The sequence below is a fragment of the Micromonospora purpureochromogenes genome, from assembly GCF_900091515.1.
Classification (GTDB): Bacteria; Actinomycetota; Actinomycetes; order Mycobacteriales; family Micromonosporaceae; genus Micromonospora; species Micromonospora purpureochromogenes.
The window spans coordinates 195,370-216,615 of the sequence record NZ_LT607410.1; the positions used below are offsets into that span (position 1 = coordinate 195,370).

17 protein-coding genes are annotated in these 21,246 nt (G+C 73.7%); 6 read left to right on the plus strand and 11 right to left on the minus strand.

What is annotated here, in order from left to right:
• Nucleotides 1–98 precede the first annotated feature (98 nt).
• Nucleotides 99–431 carry an STAS domain-containing protein gene (locus tag GA0074696_RS00920; RefSeq protein WP_088959334.1) on the plus strand — a complete coding sequence of 111 codons (333 nt, stop codon included), beginning with the start codon at nt 99–101 and terminating at the stop codon, nt 429–431.
• Nucleotides 432–486: 55 nt separating this feature from the next.
• Here GA0074696_RS00920 and GA0074696_RS00925 read toward each other — a convergent pair whose 3' ends face one another.
• Both GA0074696_RS00925 and GA0074696_RS00930 read right to left on the minus strand, forming a co-directional pair.
• Nucleotides 487–2,079, minus strand: coding sequence for an ABC transporter permease (locus tag GA0074696_RS00925; protein ID WP_088959335.1), 1,593 nt, complete (start codon nt 2,077–2,079; stop codon nt 487–489).
• Nucleotides 2,076–2,987, minus strand: coding sequence for an ABC transporter ATP-binding protein (locus GA0074696_RS00930; protein ID WP_088959336.1), 912 nt, complete (start codon nt 2,985–2,987; stop codon nt 2,076–2,078). The genes GA0074696_RS00925 and GA0074696_RS00930 overlap by 4 nt, the downstream gene beginning before the upstream one ends.
• Nucleotides 2,988–3,079: 92 nt before the next feature.
• Here GA0074696_RS00930 and GA0074696_RS00935 point away from each other — a divergent pair, with 92 nt between their 5' ends.
• Nucleotides 3,080–3,589 (plus strand): GbsR/MarR family transcriptional regulator, encoded by a 510-nt coding sequence (locus GA0074696_RS00935; protein ID WP_088959337.1) that lies wholly within the window; start codon nt 3,080–3,082, stop codon nt 3,587–3,589.
• Nucleotides 3,590–3,701: 112 nt separating this feature from the next.
• Here GA0074696_RS00935 and GA0074696_RS00940 read toward each other — a convergent pair whose 3' ends face one another.
• Nucleotides 3,702–4,259 (minus strand): response regulator, encoded by a 558-nt coding sequence (locus tag GA0074696_RS00940; RefSeq protein ID WP_088959338.1) that lies wholly within the window; start codon nt 4,257–4,259, stop codon nt 3,702–3,704.
• Complete coding sequence (locus GA0074696_RS00945) at nt 4,256–8,626, minus strand: HAMP domain-containing protein (RefSeq protein WP_088959339.1); 4,371 nt, start codon at nt 8,624–8,626, stop codon at nt 4,256–4,258. The genes GA0074696_RS00940 and GA0074696_RS00945 overlap by 4 nt, the downstream gene beginning before the upstream one ends.
• Nucleotides 8,627–8,782: 156 nt before the next feature.
• Between GA0074696_RS00945 and GA0074696_RS00950 the strand changes: the two genes are divergently transcribed.
• Nucleotides 8,783–10,870: a SpoIIE family protein phosphatase gene (locus GA0074696_RS00950; RefSeq protein ID WP_172894118.1), complete on the plus strand. Its 2,088-nt coding sequence runs from the start codon at nt 8,783–8,785 to the stop codon at nt 10,868–10,870.
• Between the two features lie 80 nt (nt 10,871–10,950).
• Nucleotides 10,951–11,382 carry a hypothetical protein gene (locus tag GA0074696_RS00955; RefSeq protein WP_157745746.1) on the plus strand — a complete coding sequence of 144 codons (432 nt, stop codon included), beginning with the start codon at nt 10,951–10,953 and terminating at the stop codon, nt 11,380–11,382.
• Nucleotides 11,383–11,392: 10 nt separating this feature from the next.
• Here the strand turns inward: GA0074696_RS00955 and GA0074696_RS00960 are convergent, their stop codons facing one another.
• Nucleotides 11,393–12,772: an FAD-binding oxidoreductase gene (locus GA0074696_RS00960; protein WP_231925216.1), complete on the minus strand. Its 1,380-nt coding sequence runs from the start codon at nt 12,770–12,772 to the stop codon at nt 11,393–11,395.
• 92 nt (nt 12,773–12,864) lie between these two features.
• On the opposite strand from GA0074696_RS00960, the gene GA0074696_RS00965 reads away from it, so the two are divergent.
• Entirely contained in the window at nt 12,865–14,961 is a 2,097-nt protein-coding gene (locus GA0074696_RS00965) for a S9 family peptidase (protein ID WP_088959343.1), read from the plus strand.
• Between the two features lie 10 nt (nt 14,962–14,971).
• Nucleotides 14,972–15,199 carry a hypothetical protein gene (locus GA0074696_RS30600; protein WP_157745747.1) on the plus strand — a complete coding sequence of 76 codons (228 nt, stop codon included), beginning with the start codon at nt 14,972–14,974 and terminating at the stop codon, nt 15,197–15,199.
• Between the two features lie 19 nt (nt 15,200–15,218).
• Here the strand turns inward: GA0074696_RS30600 and GA0074696_RS00970 are convergent, their stop codons facing one another.
• The 6 genes from GA0074696_RS00970 to GA0074696_RS00995 all read right to left on the minus strand — a co-directional run bounded on the left by GA0074696_RS00970 (nt 15,219) and on the right by GA0074696_RS00995 (nt 21,235).
• Entirely contained in the window at nt 15,219–17,345 is a 2,127-nt protein-coding gene (locus GA0074696_RS00970; RefSeq protein ID WP_088959344.1) for a bifunctional polysaccharide deacetylase/glycosyltransferase family 2 protein, read from the minus strand.
• A 1-nt stretch (nt 17,346) separates the two neighbouring features.
• Nucleotides 17,347–17,769: a hypothetical protein gene (locus GA0074696_RS00975; RefSeq protein ID WP_088959345.1), complete on the minus strand. Its 423-nt coding sequence runs from the start codon at nt 17,767–17,769 to the stop codon at nt 17,347–17,349.
• Nucleotides 17,770–17,861: 92 nt separating this feature from the next.
• Nucleotides 17,862–19,385, minus strand: a complete 1,524-nt coding sequence (locus GA0074696_RS00980) for an FtsX-like permease family protein (RefSeq protein WP_088959346.1) — start codon at nt 19,383–19,385, stop codon at nt 17,862–17,864.
• Entirely contained in the window at nt 19,382–20,083 is a 702-nt protein-coding gene (locus GA0074696_RS00985) for an ABC transporter ATP-binding protein (RefSeq protein WP_088959347.1), read from the minus strand. The genes GA0074696_RS00980 and GA0074696_RS00985 overlap by 4 nt, the downstream gene beginning before the upstream one ends.
• Complete coding sequence (locus tag GA0074696_RS00990) at nt 20,080–20,616, minus strand: PadR family transcriptional regulator (RefSeq protein WP_088959348.1); 537 nt, start codon at nt 20,614–20,616, stop codon at nt 20,080–20,082. The genes GA0074696_RS00985 and GA0074696_RS00990 overlap by 4 nt, the downstream gene beginning before the upstream one ends.
• 52 nt (nt 20,617–20,668) lie before the next feature.
• Nucleotides 20,669–21,235, minus strand: coding sequence for a TIGR03086 family metal-binding protein (locus tag GA0074696_RS00995; protein ID WP_088959349.1), 567 nt, complete (start codon nt 21,233–21,235; stop codon nt 20,669–20,671).
• Nucleotides 21,236–21,246 lie beyond the last annotated feature (11 nt).

The following is a 21,246-nucleotide window of genomic DNA, read 5'->3' on the forward strand; positions in this document are numbered from 1 at the left end:
CCGGGGCGGGGGTTACCAGACTCACCCCCGGTGCGCGTGCCCGTCGGCCGATGAGGTCTCACCGGGCCGGGGCGTCGAGATCGCGATAGGCTGACCGGGTGGATCGTGCCGAACTGTCCATCGCGGTACACCGGACGGGCGATGAAGTGGTGCTTCGCCTGGCCGGTGAGATCGACATGCTCACGGCCGGCCAACTGTCGACCGTCGTCAACGAGGTGCTCACCGACCCCCCGCCGCGGATCGTGCTCGACCTGGGCGGCGTCACGTTCTGCGACTCCCAGGGGCTCGGCACCCTGGTCGTGCTCAGCCGCAAGGCCAGCCACGCGCGGACCCTGCTGGTGCTCAGCAACGTCGGTGACTTCCTGCTCCGCGTCCTGGACATCACCGGCCTGCGCTCCGCCCTGATGATCCGCAACGAGACCGCCCCCTGACCGTCGCCGCGACCGTGCGGTGGACGGCTCAGCCGCCGCCCACCGCACGACCGGATCAGATGGTGGGCACGTCGCGGCGGCGGAAGCCGGTCAGTCCCGCCCCGGCCAGCAGGACGGCCAGCGCGGTGAGGGCCAGCAGCGGGGTGGCGGTCCACGAGCCGCCGAGCACCTGCGGGGTGTGGGTGAACGGGGAGACGTCCAGCAGCCACTGGCTCAGCTCCAGCACCGCGCCGAGCTGACCGAGCAGCACGCACACCACCAGCACCCCCCAGGCCACCGGGGCGAAGCGGGGCAGCAGCCCGTAGAGCAGCACCGCCAGGCCGGCCAGCACCCAGGCCGCCGGCACCTGCGCCAGGCCCGCGCCGAGCATCCGGGGCAGCTGGCCCGGCACGTCACCCACGCTCAGCCCGTAGGTGAGCCCGGTGGCGAGCCCGGAGACGGCCAGCACCACCACCGGCCCGACCAGGGCGAAGAGCAGGTGCGAGGCCAGCCAGCGGGACCGGTGCACCCCGGTGGCCAGCAGCGGCTCCGCCCGGCCGGCCGCCTCCTCCGTACGCATCCGCAGCGCGGCGGCGATGCCGTAGCCGGCGGCGGCCAGGCCGACGAAGGCGAGCGTGCTGCCCAGGTACGCCTCGGCGAGCGCGGACGAACCGCCCAACCGGGCCATGATCTCCTCCAGCTGGGCGTTGCCCTCGACCGACTTGCCGGCCGCCTCCGCCGCGCCGCCGAGGATCAGCCCGAGCAGCCCGAAGCCGACCGACCAGCCGAGCAGCGCGCCCCGGTGCAGTCGCCAGGCCAGCCCGAACGGCCCGGACAGCCCGCGCCCGGCGTACGCCGGCCCGAGCCGGGGCGGCAGCAGCCCGGCGCCCAGGTCGCGGCGCACCGACAGCGGGTACGCGAGCGCGCCGAGCAGCACGGTCAGCGCGACGGGCAGCGCCAGCACCCACCAGCGCTCGCCCTCGTACGCCCGGATGCGCGGCGCCCAGCCCAGCGGCGAGAGCCAGCTCGGCCAGTCCCGCTCCGCGGTGTCACCGGCGAGCCGGAGCGCGAAGGCCAGGCCGAGCACCCCGACGGCGATCCCCCGCGCGCCGCCGGCCGTCTCGGTGAGCTGGGCGGCGAGCCCCCCCACGGTGGCGAAGACGATCCCGACGAGCGCGGTCGACAGCCCGTAGGAGAGCGAGCCGGCCGCCGGCAGGCCGGTGGCGGTCAGGCCGGCCGCGGTGAGCAGGCCGAGCAGCAGGTTCGCCGCGTAGGTGACCGCCAGCGCGGCGGTCAGGCCGGCGTACCGGCCGAGCACGGTGGCACCGAGCAGCTCCCGGCGGCCGGCCTCCTCCTCGGTGCGGGTGTGCCGGATGACGGTGAGCAGGCTGACCAGCCCGACGATCAGGGTGAGGAAGCCGCCCCGCTGGGCGGTGAGCGCGCCGACGCTGTCGCCGTACACCGGGCCGAGCAGGGCGATGATCGAGGGATTCGTCGCGGTGCCGGTGGCGTACGCGGCCCGGTCGGCGGCGGTCGGGAAGAGCTCGAAGAAGCTCGTCGCGTACGTCACCGGGAGCACCGCCAGCACCAGCACCCAGAGCGGCAGCAGGACGCGGTCCCGGCGCAGGATCAGCCGGATGAGGTGCCGGGTGCCGGTGAGGGTGCTCATCGGTTCGCCCCGGCCGACTCGTCGGCCGTCGTCCCGTAGTGCCGCAGGAACAGCTCCTCCAGCGTCGGCGGCTGGCTGACCAGGCTCCGTACGCCCAGCTCGGCCAGCCGGCGCAGCGCGGCGTCCAACGCCGGGTTGTCCACGTCGAAGCGCACCCGGCTGCCTTCCACCCGCAGGTCGTGCACGCCGGGCAGGTCCGCCAGGCCGTCCAGCGGGGCGGAGATCTCGGCGTCGATGGCGGTGCGGTGCAGGTGGCGCAGCTCGGTCAGCGTCCCGGTCTCCACGTTCCGCCCGTTGCGGATGATGGTGACCCGGTCGCAGAGCGCCTCCACCTCGGCGAGGATGTGGCTGGAGAGCAGCACCGTCCGGCCGTCCTGCTTGGCCCGGCGCACCCACTGCTGGAAGACCTCCTCCATCAGCGGGTCCAGTCCGGAGGTCGGCTCGTCGAGGATGAGCAGTTCGACGTCGGAGGCGAGCGCGGCGACCAGGCCGACCTTCTGCCGGTTGCCCTTGGAGTAGGCCCGGCCCTTCTTGCGCGGGTCCAGCTCGAAGGACTCCAACAGCTCGGCGCGGCGCTTCGGGTCGAGACCGCCGCGCATCCGGCCGAGCAGGTCGATCACCTCGCCGCCGGAGAGATTGGGCCAGAGCGTCACGTCGCCGGGGACGTACGCCAGCCGGCGGTGCAGCGCGACCGCGTCGCGCCACGGGTCGCCGCCGAGGAGTCGGACGGCCCCCGCGTCCGCCCGCAGCAGGCCGAGCAGCACCCGGATGGTGGTGGACTTGCCGGAGCCGTTGGGCCCGAGGAAGCCGTGCACCTCTCCGGCGCGGACGCTGAGGTCGAGGCCGTCGAGCGCCCGGATCCGGCCGTAGGTCTTGACCAGGCCGGTCACCGCGATGGGAGTTTCCATACATCAGAAGCTACACTCGTTTCACAAAGTCGTGAAGCTACTGAGGTCCGGGGCATAGTCGATGTCCGACCCGCAGTGAGGAGCACCCACCGATGACCGACGACCGCCGTGCCGCCCCCGACGCCGAGGAGATCCACCTCTTCGTCGAACGGATGGCGATGGCCTTCGCCGAGGTCGGGTTCCCCCGGATGGCCGCCCGGGTGCTGTTCACGGTGATGAGCGCCGACGAGCCGCTGACCGCCGGCGAGATCGGCGAACGGCTGGGGGTGAGCGCGGCAGCCGTCTCCGGCGCCGTCCGCTACCTCACCCAGTTCGGCATGCTGCTGCGGGAGCCGGTGCCCCGCTCCCGCCGGGACCGCTACCGGGTGCCCGACAACCCCTGGTACGAGGCCACCATCACCAAGACCGGCATCTACAAGAACTTCATCGACGTCGCGACCGCCGGGGTCGACGCCCTGCACGGCCCGGCCACCCCGGGCGGCGAGCGGGTCGCCGAGATGCGCGACTTCTTCGTCTTCGTCCAGGAGGAGATCGACTCCCTCGGCGAACGCTGGCGCGCCCGCCGCGCCGCCACCGGCCACCTCCGCCCCACCGACACCTGACCCCCGCCCGGCCCCACCTGCACGCACTTACCGAGAAAGAGTGGCCATCCGCGCGGGAATGGCCACTCTTTCTCGGTAAGAGCGTGGGTCTTCGGGGGTGGGGTGGGGTGGGTCAGGCGGTGTTGCCCCAGCGGGCCTGTTCCAGGATCTCCACCGCCCGGTCGCGGGTTTCCAGGTCGTCGTTGGCGCGCAGCAGCGAGGACGCCTCGTCCACCGCGTCGGTGAGCACCCGCCACTGGGCGTCCCGCTCCCGCACCAGGTCGGACTGCGCGGCGAGCTGCCGGGTCTTCACCCACAGCTCCACGAAGACCGACACCTTGGCCCGCAGCACCCACGGGTCGAAGGGCTTGGTGAGGTAGTCGACCGCGCCCACCGCGTAGCCGCGCAGGGCGAGCTGCGCGTCCTTGTCGGCGGCGGTGAGGAAGATGATCGGCACGTGCCGGGTCCGCTCCCGCCGCTTGATGTGGCTGGCGGTCTCGAACCCGTCCATGTCCGGCATCTGAGCGTCGAGCAGGATCACCGCGAAGTCGTCCACCAGCAACTGCTTCAGCGCCGCCTCGCCGCTCTCCACGGCGACCGACTGCACCGGAAGCCCCTGGAGAATGGCCTCCAGGGCCATCAGGTTCTCCCGCCGGTCGTCCACCAGCAGCGCCTTGGCTGTCTGCGTCACGAACTCTCCTCGCCTCGGCTGCCGCTGATCCACGACGCCATCCGCTCGATCAACTCGTCCAGGTCGACCGGTTTGGTGATGTAGTCACTGCCCCCGGCCGCCAGTGCCGACTCCCGGTCACCCGGCATCGCCTTCGCCGTCAGGAAGACGATCGGCAGGTCCGCGAAGCGGTGGTTGCGGCGGATCTGCCTGGTGGTCTCGTATCCGTCCTGATCCGGCATCATCGCGTCCATCAACACGATGTCCACCTCCGGATGCTCGGCCAGCAGGCGGACACCATCCGCCCCGTTGTCCGAGTACAACACGGCCATGCCGTGCAACTCCAACGCGGAGGTCAGCGCGAACACGTTACGTACGTCGTCGTCGACGATCAGCACGGTGGCACCGTCGAGCTGCCGGGTGGCCGGGGCCTCCGGCGGCTGGGGCAGCAGCTCCATCGGCGGCATCAGCAACGACGAGGGCAGGCCCGCGCGCTGCGGCGACGGGGGCGGCGGCGCCACCACCGCGTCCGGCGCCAGCACGTCGGGTACGAAGAGCGTGAACGTCGAGCCCTGACCGGGCGCCGACGTGACCGTGATCGTGCCGCCCAGCAGGCGGGCCAGGTCCCGGCTGATCGACAGCCCCAGCCCAGTGCCGCCGTAGCGGCGGCTGGTGGTGCCGTCGGCCTGCTGGAACGCCTCGAAGATCAGCGACAGCTTGTCGTCCGAGACCCCGATGCCGGTGTCGATCACGGTGAACGCGATCACCTGCCGGGCGTTGGTCAGCGCCGGCACGTCGAACACGGCGTTCTCCGGCGCCGGCGCGATCCGCAACGTCACCGCCCCGTTGTCGGTGAACTTGATCGCGTTGGAGAGCAGGTTGCGCAGGACCTGCTGCAACCGCTGGGCGTCGGTGACCAGCGCCGGCGGCAGCTCCTTGGCCACCCGTACCTGGAAGTCCAGGCCCTTCTCCTCGGCCTGCGGGGCGAACGCCTGCTCGACGTACCCGCGGATCTCGTCGAACCGGATCTCGGTCGGCTGGACGTCCATCCGGCCCGCCTCGATCTTGGACAGGTCCAGGATGTCGTCGATCAGGGAGAGCAGGTCGGAGCCGGCGCTGTGGATGGTGCGGGCGAACTCGATCTGCTTGCGGCTGAGGTTCTGCTCCGAGTTCTCGGCCAGCAGGCGGGCCAGCAGCAGCAGCGAGTTCAGCGGCGTCCGCAGCTCGTGGCTCATGTTGGCCAGGAACTCCGACTTGTACGCCGAGGCCCGGGTGAGCTGCTGCGCCTTCTCCTCCAGGCCAAGCCGGGCCAGCTCGATCTCGCGGTTCTTGGTCTCGATGTTGCCCTTCTGCTCGGAGAGCAGCTTGGCCTTGTCCTCCAGCTCGGCGTTGGTGCGCTGCAACTCCGCCGACTGGTCCTGCAGCTCCAGGGCCAGCCGCTGCGACTGCGCCAGCAGCTCCTCGGTGCGCCGGTTGGCCTGGATGGTGTTGACCGCGATGCCGGTGGTCAGCACCAGCCGCTCCAGGAAGGCCAGGTGCAGCTCGGAGAAGCGGGCCACGCTGGCGAACTCGATCACGCCGAGCAGCTCGCCCTCGAAGAGGACCGGGAGCACGACCAGGTCGGCCGGGGGCGTCTCGGCCAACCCGGAGCGCAGGGTGAGCCGCCCGTCGGGCAGCGCGTTGACCCGGATCGTGCGGCGGGACAGCGCCGCCTGACCGACCAGCCCCTCCCCGGGCCCGAAGGTCACGTCGTGGCCGCGTGCCACGTAGCCGTACGAGGCGGTCAGCCGCAGCCGCATCACGCCCTCGGAGGTGTCCGCCAGGAAGAACGCGCCCAGTTGCGCGTCGACCAGCGGGGTCACCTCCATCATGATCATGCGGCAGACCTCGCCGAGGTCCCGCTGGCCCTGAAGGAGGCCGCCGATCCGGGCCAGGTTGGAGTCGAGCCAGCCCTGCTCGGCGTTCTTCTTGGTCGTCTCCCGGAGGGTGACGATCATCTGGTTGATGTTGTCCTTCAGCTCGGCGACCTCGCCCTGCGCCTTGACCGCGATCCGCTGGGTCAGGTCGCCCCGGGTTACCGAGGTGGACACCTGGGCGATCGCCCGGAGCTGGGTGGTGAGCGTCGAGGCGAGCTGGTTGACGTTCTCGGTCAGGTCGCGCCACGTACCCGAGACGCCCTTGACCTGCGCCTGACCACCCAGCTTGCCCTCGATGCCGACCTCGCGGGCCACCCGGGTGACCTCGTCGGCGAACGACGACAGCTGGTCCACCATCGTGTTCACCGTCGACTTCAGCTCCAGGATCTCGCCCTGCGCGTCCACCGTGATCTTCTGGGAGAGATCGCCCTTCGCCACCGCCGTGGTGACCGAGGCGATGTTGCGCACCTGCGAGGTCAGGTTCGACGCCATCGAGTTCACGTTGTCGGTCAGGTCCCGCCACGTACCCGAGACGCCCTTGACCTGCGCCTGACCACCCAGCTTGCCCTCGGTGCCCACCTCGCGGGCCACCCGGGTCACCTCGTCGGCGAACGACGACAGCTGGTCCACCATCGTGTTCACCGTCGACTTCAGCTCCAGGATCTCGCCCTGCGCGTCGACGGTGATCTTCTGCGACAGGTCACCCTTGGCGACGGCGGTGGAGACCTGGGCGATGTTGCGCACCTGGGCGGTCAGGTTCGACGCCATCGAGTTCACGTTGTCGGTCAGGTCCCGCCAGGTGCCGGCCACGCCGCGCACCTGGGCCTGGCCGCCGAGCTTGCCCTCGGTGCCCACCTCGCGGGCCACCCGGGTGACCTCGTCGGCGAACGACGACAGCTGGTCCACCATCGTGTTCACCGTCGACTTCAGCTCCAGGATCTCGCCCCGGGCATCCACCGTGATCTTCTGCGACAGGTCACCCTTCGCCACCGCCGTGGTGACCGAGGCGATGTTGCGCACCTGCGAGGTCAGGTTCGACGCCATCGAGTTCACGTTGTCGGTCAGGTCCCGCCACGTACCCGAGACGCCCTTGACCTGCGCCTGACCACCCAGCTTGCCCTCGGTGCCCACCTCGCGGGCCACCCGGGTCACCTCGTCGGCGAACGACGACAGCTGGTCCACCATCGTGTTGACGGTGTTCTTCAGCTCCAGGATCTCGCCCTGCGCGTCGACGGTGATCTTCTGGCTCAGGTCGCCCTTCGCGACCGCGGTGGAGACCTGCGAGATGTTGCGGACCTGGCTGGTCAGGTTGCCGGCGAGCTGGTTGACGTTCTCGGTGAGGTCGCGCCAGGTGCCGGAAACCCCGCGCACCTGGGCCTGGCCACCCAGCTTGCCCTCGATGCCCACCTCGCGGGCCACCCGGGTCACCTCGTCGGCGAACGAGGAGAGCTGGTCCACCATCGTGTTGACGGTGTCCTTCAGCTCCAGGATCTCGCCCTGCGCCGCCACGGTGATCTTCTGCGACAGGTCACCCCGGGCCACCGCCGTGGAGACCTGCGCGATGTTGCGCACCTGGGCGGTCAGGTTCGACGCCATCGAGTTGACGCTGTCGGTCAGGTCCTTCCAGGTGCCGGCGACGTTCGGCACCTCCGCCTGACCGCCGAGCTTGCCCTCGGTGCCCACCTCGCGGGCCACCCGGGTCACCTGCTCGGCGAAGAGCCGCAGGGTGTCGGTGAGGGAGTTCATCGTGTCGGCCAGCTCGGCCACCTCGCCGCGCGCCCCGACGGTGATCTTCTGCGACAGGTCGCCCTTGGCCACCGCCGTCGCCACCTGCGAGATCGACCGCACCTGGCCGGTCAGGTTCGACGCCATGGTGTTCACCGAGTCGGTGAGGTCCTTCCAGGTGCCGGCGACGCCCCGGACGTCGGCCTGGCCGCCGAGCTTGCCCTCGGTGCCCACCTCGCGGGCCACCCGGGTCACCTCGTTGGAGAAGGACGACAGCTGGTCGACCATCGTGTTGACCGTGCGGCCGATGCGCAGGTACTCACCGCGCAGCGGGCGACCGTCGATCTCCAGCGCCATGTGCTGGGAGAGGTCGCCGTCGGCCACCGCCACGATCACCCGGGCGATCTCGGTGGTCGGCCGCCCCAGGTCGTCGATCAGCGAGTTGATCGCCCGCTGCCCCTCCGCCCAGGAACCGTCGAACCCCTCCTCGTCGAGGCGTTCGGTGAGCCGGCCGTCCCGGCCGACGATGCGGCTGATCCGGCGCAGGTCCAGGTGCTGCCGCTCCTGGATCGACACCACGTCGTTGAAGACGTCCGCCACCTCACCGGCCGCACCCGCCCGCCGGGGCAGCCGGACCTTGAAGTCGCCGCCCCGTACCCGGCGCAGCGCCTCCGCCAGCTCGACGAGAAGCGCCGAGTGCTCGGAAGCGGACGGATCCGCGGTCACCGACTGTTTCGCGCTCATCATTCCTCGCTCAGCTCGGGGCCTCCGGCGCTTGCCGACACGCCGCCATCCCATCATTGTGCCCGCGCGGGTGTCGATGCCACGGACGCGAAGTGCGCCGCGCGCCCGGTGTGGCGCCGTCCGTGCCGCGCCGTCCGGCTTGGCACCCGCCCGGCGGCGATGGAGGATACGAGGGTGTCAGCGGAGACGGGGCCCGCGTCGAACGGGGGCCGGGATGAGCACGTCCGGCGCGTCCGGCTGCCCGCCGACCGGCGTACGCCCGCCGCCGCACGGGCGCTGGTCCGCTCGGTGCTGGCCGAGTCCGACCTCGACGAGCTGCTCAACGAGGCGCTGCTGCTGACCACCGAACTCTCCACCAACGCGGTGGAGCATGCCCGCACCGAACTGGACATCGAGGTCGTCGCCGACCCGGTCGGGCTCACCGTGACCGTCTCCGACTTCGCCACCGGCCCGGTGGACGAGCTGGTGGTCGGCATCCGCAGCGACACCGAGGACATCGACGAGGTCTCCGAGCGGGGCCGGGGGCTGCTGCTCGTCGACCACTTCGCCAGCCGCTGGGGGACGACCTACCTGCCCACCGGCAAGGGGGTCTGGTTCCGGCTGGACCGCCCCGGCGGCACCGTGCCGGCCGGCCCGATCGCGATGGAGCACGTCCCCGCGAACGGCGGGGACGGCACCGTGGCGGCGAGTTCCGCGCCGAGCGCCGCCGCGATGAGCGAGCTGACCCAGACCAGCCCCGACCCGAACGCCGACGACCCGCTGCCCGATTTCGCCGCCGACCTGCTCACCCGGGTCGCCGAGATGGTGGGCGCGGCCGGCGGCGTGATCCGGCTGGACCGGGGCGACGGGCAGGGCACCCAGCCGCTGGCCCGGTACGGCCGCCAACCCCGCCCCGGCAACGAACTGCTCCAGGTGCCGTTGGCGGTGCACCGCCCGTACGCCGGGGAGCTGGAGCTCGACGCGGCCCCCTCGGCGTACGCCCGACCGCTCGCCGTGCTCGCCGCCGAACGACTGTCGCTGCACCTGGAGAACGACCGGCTGCGCCGGGCGGACGTCCGCCGGCAGGCCTGGCTGACCTTCCTCGCCGAGGCGAGCGAGCTGCTCGCCCAGTCGCTGGACGTCGAGCTGACCATGGCGCTGATCCCGCAGCTGGTGGTGCCCCGGCTCGGCCAGTGGTGCGCCGTGCACACCACCGACGAGTGGGGCCGGCTGCGGCTGGCCGCCTCCAGCCACGCCGACGAGTCGATGCTGCCCCAGCTGCACAAGGTGCTCCAGGAGGTCGGCCCGGACTCCGTCCAGGCCCGGCTGCGGGAGGCGTCCCGCAGCGCCGCGCAGGTGCCGCTGGGCCCCCCGATGGAGGGCTTCGCCGTGCCGTTGATCGCCCGCGGCCAGCGGCTGGGCACCCTGGCGGTCGGGCGGCACCTGCGGCACCGGCACGACCCGGACGAGATCGCCGTGCTGGAGGACGTGGCCCGCCGGGCCGCCCTCGCCATCGAGAACGCCCGGATCCACGCCGAGCGGCGCCGGGTGGCGCAGACCCTCCAGCAGTCGCTGCTCCCGCCGGTGCTGCCGGTGGTCGAGGGGATCGGCTTCGCCGCCGAGTACGTCCCGACCGGCGACGACGCCGAGGTCGGCGGCGACTTCTACGACGTGCTGCCGCTGCCCGACGGGCGCTGGCTGGTGGTGATCGGCGACGTCTCCGGCAAGGGCGTGCAGGCGGCGGCGGTCACCGGGCTGGTGCGGGACGTGATCCGGGTGCTGGTCGGCGACGGCAAGCCGCTGCCCGAGGTGCTGGCCCGGCTGAACGAGACCCTGGTGGAGCGCGGCGGCGGGCGTTACTGCACCCTCGCGCTCGCCGCCGTCCGGCCGGGCCGGTACGGGCAGCTCGACGTCTCGCTGCACCTGGCCGGCCACGACCGCCCGGTGCTGCTGCGCGGCACCGGGGGCGCCGCGTTCGTCGGCACCGGCGGCACCGCGCTGGGGCTGATCGACACGATCACCTCGCCGACGGCGGAGATCCCCCTCGCGGCCGGCGACTCGCTGGTCTTCTACACCGACGGGGTGACCGAGCGCCGGCGCGGCCGGGAACTGTTCGGCGTCGACCGGCTCCGGGACGCGGCCGCCCCGCTGGCCGGGTACTCGGCCGACGTGGTCGCCGCCCGGCTGCGCGCCACCGCGATCAACTTCTCGGTGGAGGCGCCCCGGGACGACATCGCCATCCTGGTGCTCCGCAACGACGCCCTCTGAGCCGTCGCCCTGGCCGCCGCCGCCCTGCAGATCAGCGGCGGGGGACGTCGCACGTATGTCGATGCGAGTACGGTGACCGCATGTCGGATGTCGTGGGTGTCAGTGAGGAACGCCGCCCGCGGGTCGGCGTCATCCTCACCGGGCACCTCGTGCTCGCCGGGGCGCTCGTCGTGCCGGCGGCGGCCTACCTGGGTCGGATGGCCAGTGCCGGGGTGGGCCCCGCGGACATGGTCACCGGCCAGTACGACCCGAAGGACATGGTGCCGTTCGGGATGAGCGGGGCGAACCCGTTCGCCTGGCTCTACCTGGCCGTGTCCCTGCTGTATCTCGCGGGAGTCGTGCTCGGGCCGGCGCTGGCCCTCTACACCGCGGCGGTGCTGGCCCGGGAGCGGGACCGGCAGCCGCCGCGCGCCCGGGCCCTGCTGCTCGCCGCCACGCTCACCACGCTCGCGCTGACGGTGCTGCGCTTCACCCCGGCGCTGCACGACATGCAGCGGTGGTGGCTGGACTGACCGCCGGCGCTCACAGCCCGCCGGGCAGGCGGCCCGGGGCGAGCCGCCGGTGCGGGTCGAGATGCTCCTTCGCCGCCCGGAGCCGGGGAATCACCGCCGCCTCACCCCACACGTCGACGGCCTGCCGGACGGGCTCGGGCGCGTTGACCACCACGCACCGCCCCCGCCGGGCGAGCAGCACCCCGCGGACGGCGGCGAGGATCGAGGCGACCCGGTCGCCGGGCAGCGCCCCGGGCAGGGCCGCGTGCACCACGCCCAGGCCGGCGGAGCCGCGCACCGGGACCGGGGCGCCGGCCGCGTCCCGCAGCGCGTAGACCGCGGCGTGCAGGTCGGTGATCGGCACCTCGATGCGCAACGCGGTGTCGCCCGGTCCGAACGGGTAGCGCCGCCACCACGGCGGGGCCGCGTCCAGCACGCTCGCCTGGCCCTCGAAGAGCGTCACCAGCCGCTCGGCCCGCTCGGTGACGTCGGCCGGGCCCCCCTCCAGCAGCACCGCCAGGGTGCCGGCGCCGCCGCGCACCGCCGGCTGCTCGCCCCGCCGCCCGGCCATCGAGGGGTGGTTGGCGCGGGCCGCCGCCAGCGACGGGTGCACCGGCCGGTGCGACCGGGACCCGGCGGCGGGCAGGTCGAGCTCGACGGCGGCCGGGTCGAGGCGGGCGGCGAGCACCGCGCACACCAGGTCGTGCACCTCCAGCGGCGTCCACACCGGCCGGGTCACCCAGACCCGGCTGGCCGGCACGGCCTGCACCCGCAGCGTGGCCGAGACCAGCACCCCGAGCCCGCCCTGCGAGCCGCAGAGCAGCCGGCCCACGTCGAGCCCGACCGGCGCCGGCCCGGCCGGCGGCTCGGCCGCACCCGCGCTGACCAGCTCACCGTCGGCGTCCAGCCAGCGCAGGCCGATCAGTTGCTCGCAGGCGGTGCCGTACCGGTGGCGCAGCGGGCCGGCCTCGTCGGCGGCGAGCACCCCGCCGAGGGTGGCACCGGGCGAGGACGGATCCAGCGGCAGCCGCCGGCCGGTGCGCTCCAGGATGGACTGCACCGCGCGCAGCGGGGTGCCGGCGCCGATCTCGGCCACCGGCGAGCCGACCGGCTGGTGGCCGAGGCCGGCGAGCCGGCCGGTGTCGAGCATGACGTCGACCCGGGCCGGTGCCGCACCCCAGTCGATCTTCGTGCCGGCGCCCCGCGGCACCACGCTCAGGTCGTGCCGGGCGGCCAGCCGCAGCACCTCGGCGGCGGCCTCGGTGCCGCCGGGCACCGCCACCCAGCGGGCGGCTCGCCCGGCGACCTCGTCGGCCGCCCCGGCGAAGCGGGCGAAGGAGGGACCGCAGATCGCGGTGAGCCGTCGGGTGATCTCCATTGCGCCGGTGGATCGTGCTGCTGCTGCCGCCATGCCGGTCATCGTACACATGTTCGAAAGACCTGGCGGCGGGTCGGGCGAAGAGGCCCGCTCCCGGGCGCTGCCCGGCCGGTAACGTGACGCCCGTGACCAAGAAGACCTCCGCGCCCGTCGCGAACCGGGTGCCCGCCGAGCGCACCCACCACGGCGACATCGTCATCGACGAGTACGCCTGGCTCGCCGCCAAGGACGACCCGGCGACGATCGCCCACCTGACCGCCGAGAACGCGTACACCGAGGCCCGCACGGCGCACCTGGAGGGGCTCCGCGCCGAGCTGTTCGAGGAGACCCGCCGGCGCACCCAGGAGACCGACCTGTCGGTGCCCAGCCGCAAGGGCGGCTACTGGTACTACACCCGCACGGTCGAGGGCCAGCAGTACGGCGTGCACTGCCGCCGGGCGGTCCGCGACGGCGAGACCGTGCCCCCGGTCAGCGCGGACGGCGCCCCGCTCGACGGCGAGGAGGTGCTGCTCGACGGCAACCTGCTCGCCGAGGGGCACGACTTCTTCGCCCTCGGCGCGTTCGACGTCAGCCCGGACGGGCGCTGGCTGGCGTACTCGACGGACTTCGCCGGCGACGAGCGGTTCACCCTGCGGATCAAGGACCTGACCACCGGCGAGGTGCTCGCCGACGAGGTGCCCGGCACCTTCTACGGCACCGCCTGGTCGGCGGACGCCTCGATGCTCTTCTACGTCACCGTGGACGAGGCGTGGCGGCCCAACCGGGTGTGGCGGCACGCCGTCGGCACCCCGTCGACCGAGGACGTGGTGGTGCACCAGGAGGACGACGAGCGGTTCTGGGTCGGCGTCGACCTGACCCGCTCCGAGCGCTTCGTGGTCATCGACATCCACAGCAAGGTGACCAGCGAGGTCCGGGTCGTCCCGGCCGGCAACCCCACCGGCGAGCCGGCCGTGATCGCCGCGCGCCGGCAGGGGATCGAGTACACGGTCGAGCACCACGGCCACCGTTTCCTGATCCTGCACAACGACGGCGCGGAGGACTTCGCGCTGGCGTACACCTCGGCGGACGCGCCGGGCGACTGGGTGCCGCTGATCGAGCACTCCCCCGGCACCCGGCTGGAGTCGGTCGACGCGTTCTCCGACCACCTGGTCGTCTCGCTGCGCAGCAACGGCCTCACCGGCCTGCGGGTCATCCCGGTCGGCGACGGCGACGCCCACGACATCGACTTCCCGGAGCCGATCTACAGCGTCGGCCTGGACGCCAACCCGGAGTACCGCACCCGGGAGATCCGGCTGCGCTACACCTCCCTGGTCACCCCGGACTCGGTGTACGACTACGACCTCGTCACCCGCCAGATGGTGCTGCGCCGGCGCAAGCCGGTCCGGCCGGGGCCGGACGGGCGGGCGTACGACCCGGCCGACTACGAGCAGCACCGCGACTGGGCGCTCGCCGACGACGGCACCCGGGTGCCGATCTCGCTGGTCTGCCGCGCCGGTACGCCGAAGGACGGCTCGGCCCCCTGCGTGATCTACGGGTACGGCTCGTACGAGGCCAGCATGGACCCGTGGTTCTCCATCGCCCGGCTCTCCCTGCTCGACCGGGGCGTCGTCTTCGCCGTGGCGCACATCCGCGGCGGCGGCGAACTGGGCCGGCGCTGGTACGACGAGGGCAAGCTGCTGGCCAAGAAGAACACCTTCACCGACTTCGTGGCCTGCGCCCGCCACCTGGTCAAGGCCGGCTGGACGGCCGCCGACCGGCTGGTCGCCCGGGGCGCCTCGGCCGGCGGGCTGCTGATGGGCGCGGTCGCCAACCTGGCCCCGGACGCGTTCGCCGGGATCGTGGCGCAGGTGCCCTTCGTGGACGCGCTCACCTCGATCCTCGACCCGTCGCTGCCGCTGACCGTCACCGAGTGGGAGGAGTGGGGCAACCCGCTCGCCGACCCGGAGGTGTACGCGTACATGAAGTCGTACACCCCGTACGAGAACGTGGCGACCGTGGACTACCCGGCCATCCTCGCGGTGACCAGCCTCAACGACACCCGGGTGCTCTACCACGAGCCGGCGAAGTGGATCGCCCGGCTGCGGGCGATCGCCCCGCAGGGCGACTACCTGCTCAAGACCGAGATGGGCGCCGGGCACGGCGGCCCGAGCGGCCGGTACGACTCCTGGCGGGAGGAGGCGTTCATCAACGCCTGGATCCTCGACAAGCTCGGCCGCGCCTGAGGCCGCCGGCTTGACCAGTCACGACGAGGGCCGGGCGGACGAGGAGCCGCCCGGTCCGGACGTACCGGAACCGGAGCCGGGCGCAGAGCCGGGAGCGGGAGCGGCACCGGGCGTGGCCCGGCGCGGGCCGGCCTGGCTGATCGTCGGCGTGGTCGTCGCCACCCTGCTGATCTGCTGCTGCTCGGCGGTGGTCGGTCTGGCCGTCTCCTGGTCCGCCGGCCTCCTCGACTCCCGCTGACCCCACCGTTCCAGGGCGGTCAGCGCGAGCGACCGGGCGGGGCCGCGCCGACCAGCGCCGCCGCCTCGCCGGTGCGGACCATCCGCTGCCAGCGCAGCCGGTTGCCGATCACCGCGGTGACCGCCGACTGCACCACCACCAGGTACATCACCTGCCGGTAGACCAGTTGCTGCAACGGCAGCGCCCACAGCGGGCCGAAGCCCTCCCGGTCCAGTCGCAGCGCGTACGCGGCGGTCAGCCCCTGGAGCAGGAGCAGCCCCAGCCAGGCCAGCACGAGCGTCGACCAGGGCAGGAAGAGCAGGCCGTAGACGGCGTACACGTCGACCGCCGGGGCGGCCAGCGGCAGCACGATCTGGAACACCGTCAGGTACGGCAGGCCCCGCCGGCCCAGCTTGCCCCCGGCCCCCGGCTCGCGCAGCGCGTGCCGGTGCTTCCACATCGCCTGCATGGTGCCGTAGCACCAGCGGTAGCGCTGCCGCCAGAGCTGGCGCAGCGAGGAGGGCGCCTCGGTCCAGGCGATCGCCGCCTCCTCGTACACCACCCGCCAGCCGGCCCGGAGCACCTGCATGGTCAGGTCGGTGTCCTCGGCGAGGGTGTCCGAGGGGACGCCGCCGACGGCGAGCAGCACCTCGCGGCGGAACGCGCCGATCGCGCCGGGGATGGTCGGCATGCACTCCAGCACGTCGTACATCCGGCGGTCGAGGTTGAAGCCGATCACGTACTCCAGGTGCTGCCAGCGGCCCAGCAGCCGGCGCCGGTTGGCGACCTTGGTGTTGCCGGAGATCGCCCCGACGGTGCGGTCGGCGAAGCCCTGCACCAGCCGGTACACGGTGTCCGGCTGGAAGACGGTGTCGCCGTCGACCAGCACCAGCAGGTCGGCCCGGGCGGCCCGGATGCCGGTGTTCAGCGCGGCCGGCTTGCCGGCGTTGGCCTGCCGGATGACCCGCACCCCGCGCAGGCCCATCCGCTCGACGATGTCGGCGGTGCCGTCGCTGGAGCCGTCGTCCACCACGATCACCTCCAGCGTCGGGTACGCGCTGGCCACCAGCGACCGCACCGTCGCCGCGATGTTCGCCGCCTCGTTGTACGCGGGCACGATCACCGAGACCGGCGCGGTGACCGGCGGCCGGGGGTGCCGGGGCCGGCGCACCCGGCGGACGTGCAGCTGCGCGCAGGCCACCTGCACGGCGAGCCGGGCGACGCCGAGCACCAGCGCGACGGCGAGCAGGATGTTCATCGCGGTGGCCGCCCACTCGGCCCCGGTCTGGGTCCAGCGCAGCGCGTGGCCGCTCAGCCGGGTGCCGGCGCCGGCCGGGACGGTCGACGGCGGTGCGTCGACGCCCTCGGAGACGGTGGTGAACCGGTAGCCCTGCTTCGACAGCCGGGTGAGCAGCTGGTCCACGGCCGCCACGGTCTGGCCGCGGTCACCGCCGCCGTCGTGCATGAGCACCACCGCGCCCCGCCCCGGCTGCGGGGTCGCCGCCCGGACGATCGCCGGTACGCCGGGGCGCTGCCAGTCCTTGGCGTCCAGGTCGGCGAGCACGGCCACGTGCCCGCTGCCGGCGGCGGCGCGCAGCGCGTCGTACCCGGCGGCGGTCAGCGTCGGGGTGGTGGACGAGAAGGGGGGCCGAAGCAGGGTGACCTCCCGGCCGGTGGCCGCGGCGATCGCCTTGCGGGTCAGCGACAGCTCCAGCTCGGCCCGCCGGTCGGAGACCGTGGCGAGGTCGGCGTGGGTGTAGGTGTGCGAGCCGAGCTCGTGCCCCTCGTCGAGGATCCGCCGAACCAGCTCGGGATGCGCGTTGACCCGGGAGCCGACCACGAAGAAGGTGGCGTGCGCCCCGTGCCGGCGCAGCACGTCGAGCACCTCGGGCGTCCACCGCGGGTCCGGCCCGTCGTCGAAGGTGAGCGCCAGCGTGCCGTCCGGCATCCGCCGGCTGACCGGTTCAGGCTGGTCCAGCCGCAGCACCGGCCCGCCGCCGGTGACCGTCCTCGGCGCTGGCACGTCCGGGGCGGCGGACGGCCCGGAGCCGCCGGCGAGCCCGGTGACCAGCCCGTTGACGGTCAGCGCGGCGAGCAGCAGGAACAGGCCGAGCAGGAGCAGCACCCAGTGGGCCCGCGGGTCGCGGCGGGCTACGTGACGCGCCACGTCAGTGGGGCCTGCCGGGCGAGCGGCTGGGCTTGGCGGTACGCCGCACGTCGCCCTGGCCGGGCACGCTGGTGGACGGCTGGGGCCCCGGTCGCGCGGTCGTGGTGACGGACGGGCCGGCCGTCCCGGTGGGCGTCGGCGCGGCGGTGCTGGTCACCGGCGACGGTTGCGACGAGGCCGCCGGGCTGCCCGGCTGACTGAGATCCTCCGGGGTGTCCACGCCCGCTTCGATCGGTGGCCGCGCCCGGGGGTCGGTCCAGCCCGGCAGCGGGACGGTGCTGTCGCCGAAGAGCCCGGCCAGGACCAGTCCGATGCTGGTGAGCAGGCCGAGCCCCATCGCGGTGCCGGCGATCGTCATGAGCCGGCGCCGCTTTCCGGTCCGGTCGACGAACACCGGCGGCGCACCGCCCGGCTGGTTGTGCATCTGGTGATCTCCCTGCCCCGCCGCCCGCGGTTCCACCCCCGCTGGCGGGCTTCCGGATCACAAGCGCCGTGGCCGTCCCGGGTGTTACACGGTCAGGCCGTGCGCAGCTCCTCGACCGCGGTGCTGGCCCGCAGGAGGAGCAGGCCGACCGCGACCGTCACCAGCACCGCGATCAGGGCGCCGGCGCCGACCAGGGCCAACTGCCCCAGCGGTACGCCGGGCGTCACCGTCACCTCGGGCACCCACCCGGTCCGCAGGTACTGCCCCCGGGTCGCCGGGTCCGCGCAGAGCGACTCGGCGCCGTCGCAGAACTCGGTGGAGTAGCCGCCACCGGTCACCGCGTCACCGGCGACGCCGCGGCTGAGCAGCAGGCCCACGGTGAGCGCGAGCCCCACCGCCGGCACCGCCGGCGCCAGCGCCTGCCAGGCGATCGACCGGGCGAGCGTACCCCGGGGCACCCCGGTGGCGACCAGCGCCGCGTACGCCCGCCGCCGGGCGACGATCCCCTCGACCAGGGCGACGATCAGCCCGCCGGCGGCGATCGCCATGGCCACGCCGACCGCCAGGTCGACGAGGTCCACCGTGCGCAGGTAGAAGCCGTCGCTGCCGCCTCGGTCCTGGCCGGTGAGCCGTTCGATCTCGGCGTGGGCCTCGAACGAGGCTCGCATCCCGGCCGCGCCGCCACCCACGATCACCGCGGCCAGCAGGGCGGCGAAGGTGCGGCTGCCGGCCCACGGGTCGCTGGTCAACCGCCGGGACGCCAGCAGCGCGGCCGGTCGCCGGGCGTACCGGTGCAGCAGCCGACCGGAGGTGTACGACAGCCAGCCGGTGCCGACCACCACCCCGGTCAGCGCGGCGAGCCCGCCGCCGAGCAGCAGCAGCGGCGGTAGCAGCAGCGGGGGTTCCCGGTGGTGGTCCTGATACCAGTCGAGCACCGGGTCCAGGGCGGCGAAGGCGGCGAGGCCGCCGACGATCAGCAGGCCGGCCCACGGCCCGGGCGCGCGTTCCCGGCGGACCTTGCGCACCACGCCGAACGGGGTGGCGGTGACCCGGCGCAGCAGCACCGCGCCGACCAGCGCCGCCGCCAGCGGCAGCCCGAGCACCACCGCCACGATCACTCCGGTGGCCGGGAGCACGTCGGTGGGGAGCGGGAGCCGCCCCCGCGCGTCCGGCGCGTCGAGCAGCCGCCGGCCGACGAGGAAGACGGCCAGCCCGAGGAGGGTCCCGAGCAGGCTGGCCAGGCCGGTCTCCAGCACCGCGAGCCGGGTCACCTGGCCGGGGGTGGCGCCGGCCAGGCGCAGGGCGGCGAGCCGCCGGTCCCGGGCGGGCGCGCCGAGCCGGGCGCACTGCCCGGCCAGCGCCAGCACCGGGACGGTGAGCAGCAGCAGCGCGATCGCGGTGCCGCCGCGCAGGCCGGGTTCGCGGAGCAGGGCGTTGCCGTACTGCTCCGAGATGTTGCGGCCGTCGCAGCAGGGCGGGGTGGGGATGGCCAGCACGGTGAGCGCGGCCAGGCCGGCGAGGGTGGCCAGGGCGGCGCTGAGCGCGGTCAGCACCACCCGGGCGGTGTCGGTGCGGTTGCCGGCCAGGGCGAGCCGGAGCAGGACGGCGGGCGTCACCGGGCACCACCGGCGAACGGCAGGTCGAGCCCGAGCCCGCTGGCGTCGACCGCCCCGTCGCGGAGCATCACCTCCCGGTCGGCGTACGCGGCGATCCGAGGCTCGTGGGTGACCAGCACGACGCTGGTGCGGTGCTGCCGGGCGAGCCGGACCAGCTGGGTGAGCACCTGCTCGCCGCCGAGCGTGTCCAGCGCGCCGGTCGGCTCGTCGGCGAAGAGCACCCGGGGCTCGGTGACCAGGGCCCGGGCGGTGGCGCACCGCTGCTGCTGCCCGCCGGACAGCTCGCCGGGCCGGACGTCGGCCACCTCGGCCACGCCGAGCCGGTCCAGCCAGCCGAGGGCCGCCACCCGCGCTTCTCGCCGCCCCGTGCCGGCGAGAAGCAGCGGGAGGGCGACGTTCTCCGCCGCGGTCAGCTCGGCGACGAGCTGGCCGAACTGGAAGAGCACCCCGAACTCGGTGCGCCGCAGCCGGGACCGGTCCGCCTCCGACCAGGTGTCGATCCGCTCGCCGCGCCAGCTGACCTGGCCCGCGTCCGGGCGGAGGATCCCGGCCAGGCAGTGCAGCAGGGTGGATTTGCCGCAGCCGCTGGGGCCGGTGACGGCGACGATCTCGCCCTCGGCGACGTCGAGGGTGACGCCGCGCAGGGCGGGTGTCGGCCCGTACGCCTTCACCACGCCGCGAGCCTGGAGTTGCGTCACGAGTGCACCTCCCGGTGCCAGTCGGCGACCCGGTCCAGGGTGGTCCGCAGCCACCTCAGGTCGGCGTCGAGGTGGGCGATGGCGTAGTCGGCCGAGACCACGTCGTCGAGGGTGGCCGAGGGCGCCGTCTTGACGGCGGTGAGTTCGCGCAGCCGGTCGGTGTGCGCCCGCCCCTGCGCGACCAGGTACGACCGGGCGGCGCTGACGTCGGCGACCAGCAGCGCCACCACCACCTTGGCGAAGAGCGCGCTGGTGACGTACGGCGCGGGGGGCTCGACGGTGCCCAGCCACCGGTCCAGTGCCTCGCGGCCCTGGCCGGTGAGCTGGTAGGCCGTCCGGTCCGGGCCGGCCTCGCGCTCCTGCCCGGTGGCGACCACCAGACCGTCGCGCGCCAACCGGCCCAGGGTCGCGTAGACCTGCCCGAACGCCAGCGGCTTCGCCCGGGGCAGCCGGGCGTCGTGGGCACGCTTCAGCTCGTACCCGTGCCGGTTCCCGGCGGCGAGCAGCCCCAGCAGGACGTGCGACGTGGACACCCGGCCACTATTCACTCAGTGAATAGCTGGTGTCAAGCGTCGTCGATGCGGTTCAGCGGCTCCAGGCAGGGTCGCGGCCGGCGCGGCCGAGCAGGCGGTCCAGCTCGGTGCAGTCCGGGCCGGTCGTCACCTCCGGACCGAAGGCGCCCATCTGGCGGCCCATCGGGCCCATCTCGTCCAGGAACCGGTGACCGGCGGCGGTGACCTCGGGCGCCGGCTGATACGGCTGACCGGTGGCCCGGGCCAGGTCCCAACCGTGCACGGCCAGGTCGATGACCCCCATCAGGCCGACCGTCTCCTGGGGCAGCCCCATGCCGGGCGAGGCGCCCTCCTCGGCGGCCGGGTCGGCCCACACCTCGACCAGCCGGGTGGTCTCGTCGGCGAACCGGTCCCGCCACCCCTCGGTCAGGTGGTCCGTCTTCGCCGACCAGTCCACCTCGCGCCGCCGGGCCAGCGTCTGGAAGTTGACCACCACGTCGTACAGGTGGTTGGCCAGGTCCCGGACGGTGTAGTCCGGGCACGGCGTGGGCAGGTCCAGCTGATCGTCGGTGATCGCCCGGACCACCGCCACGGTTCGCGGTGCGGCGGCGGCCAGCAGATCGCTAGTCTTCGTTCCCATAGGGCCAGCGT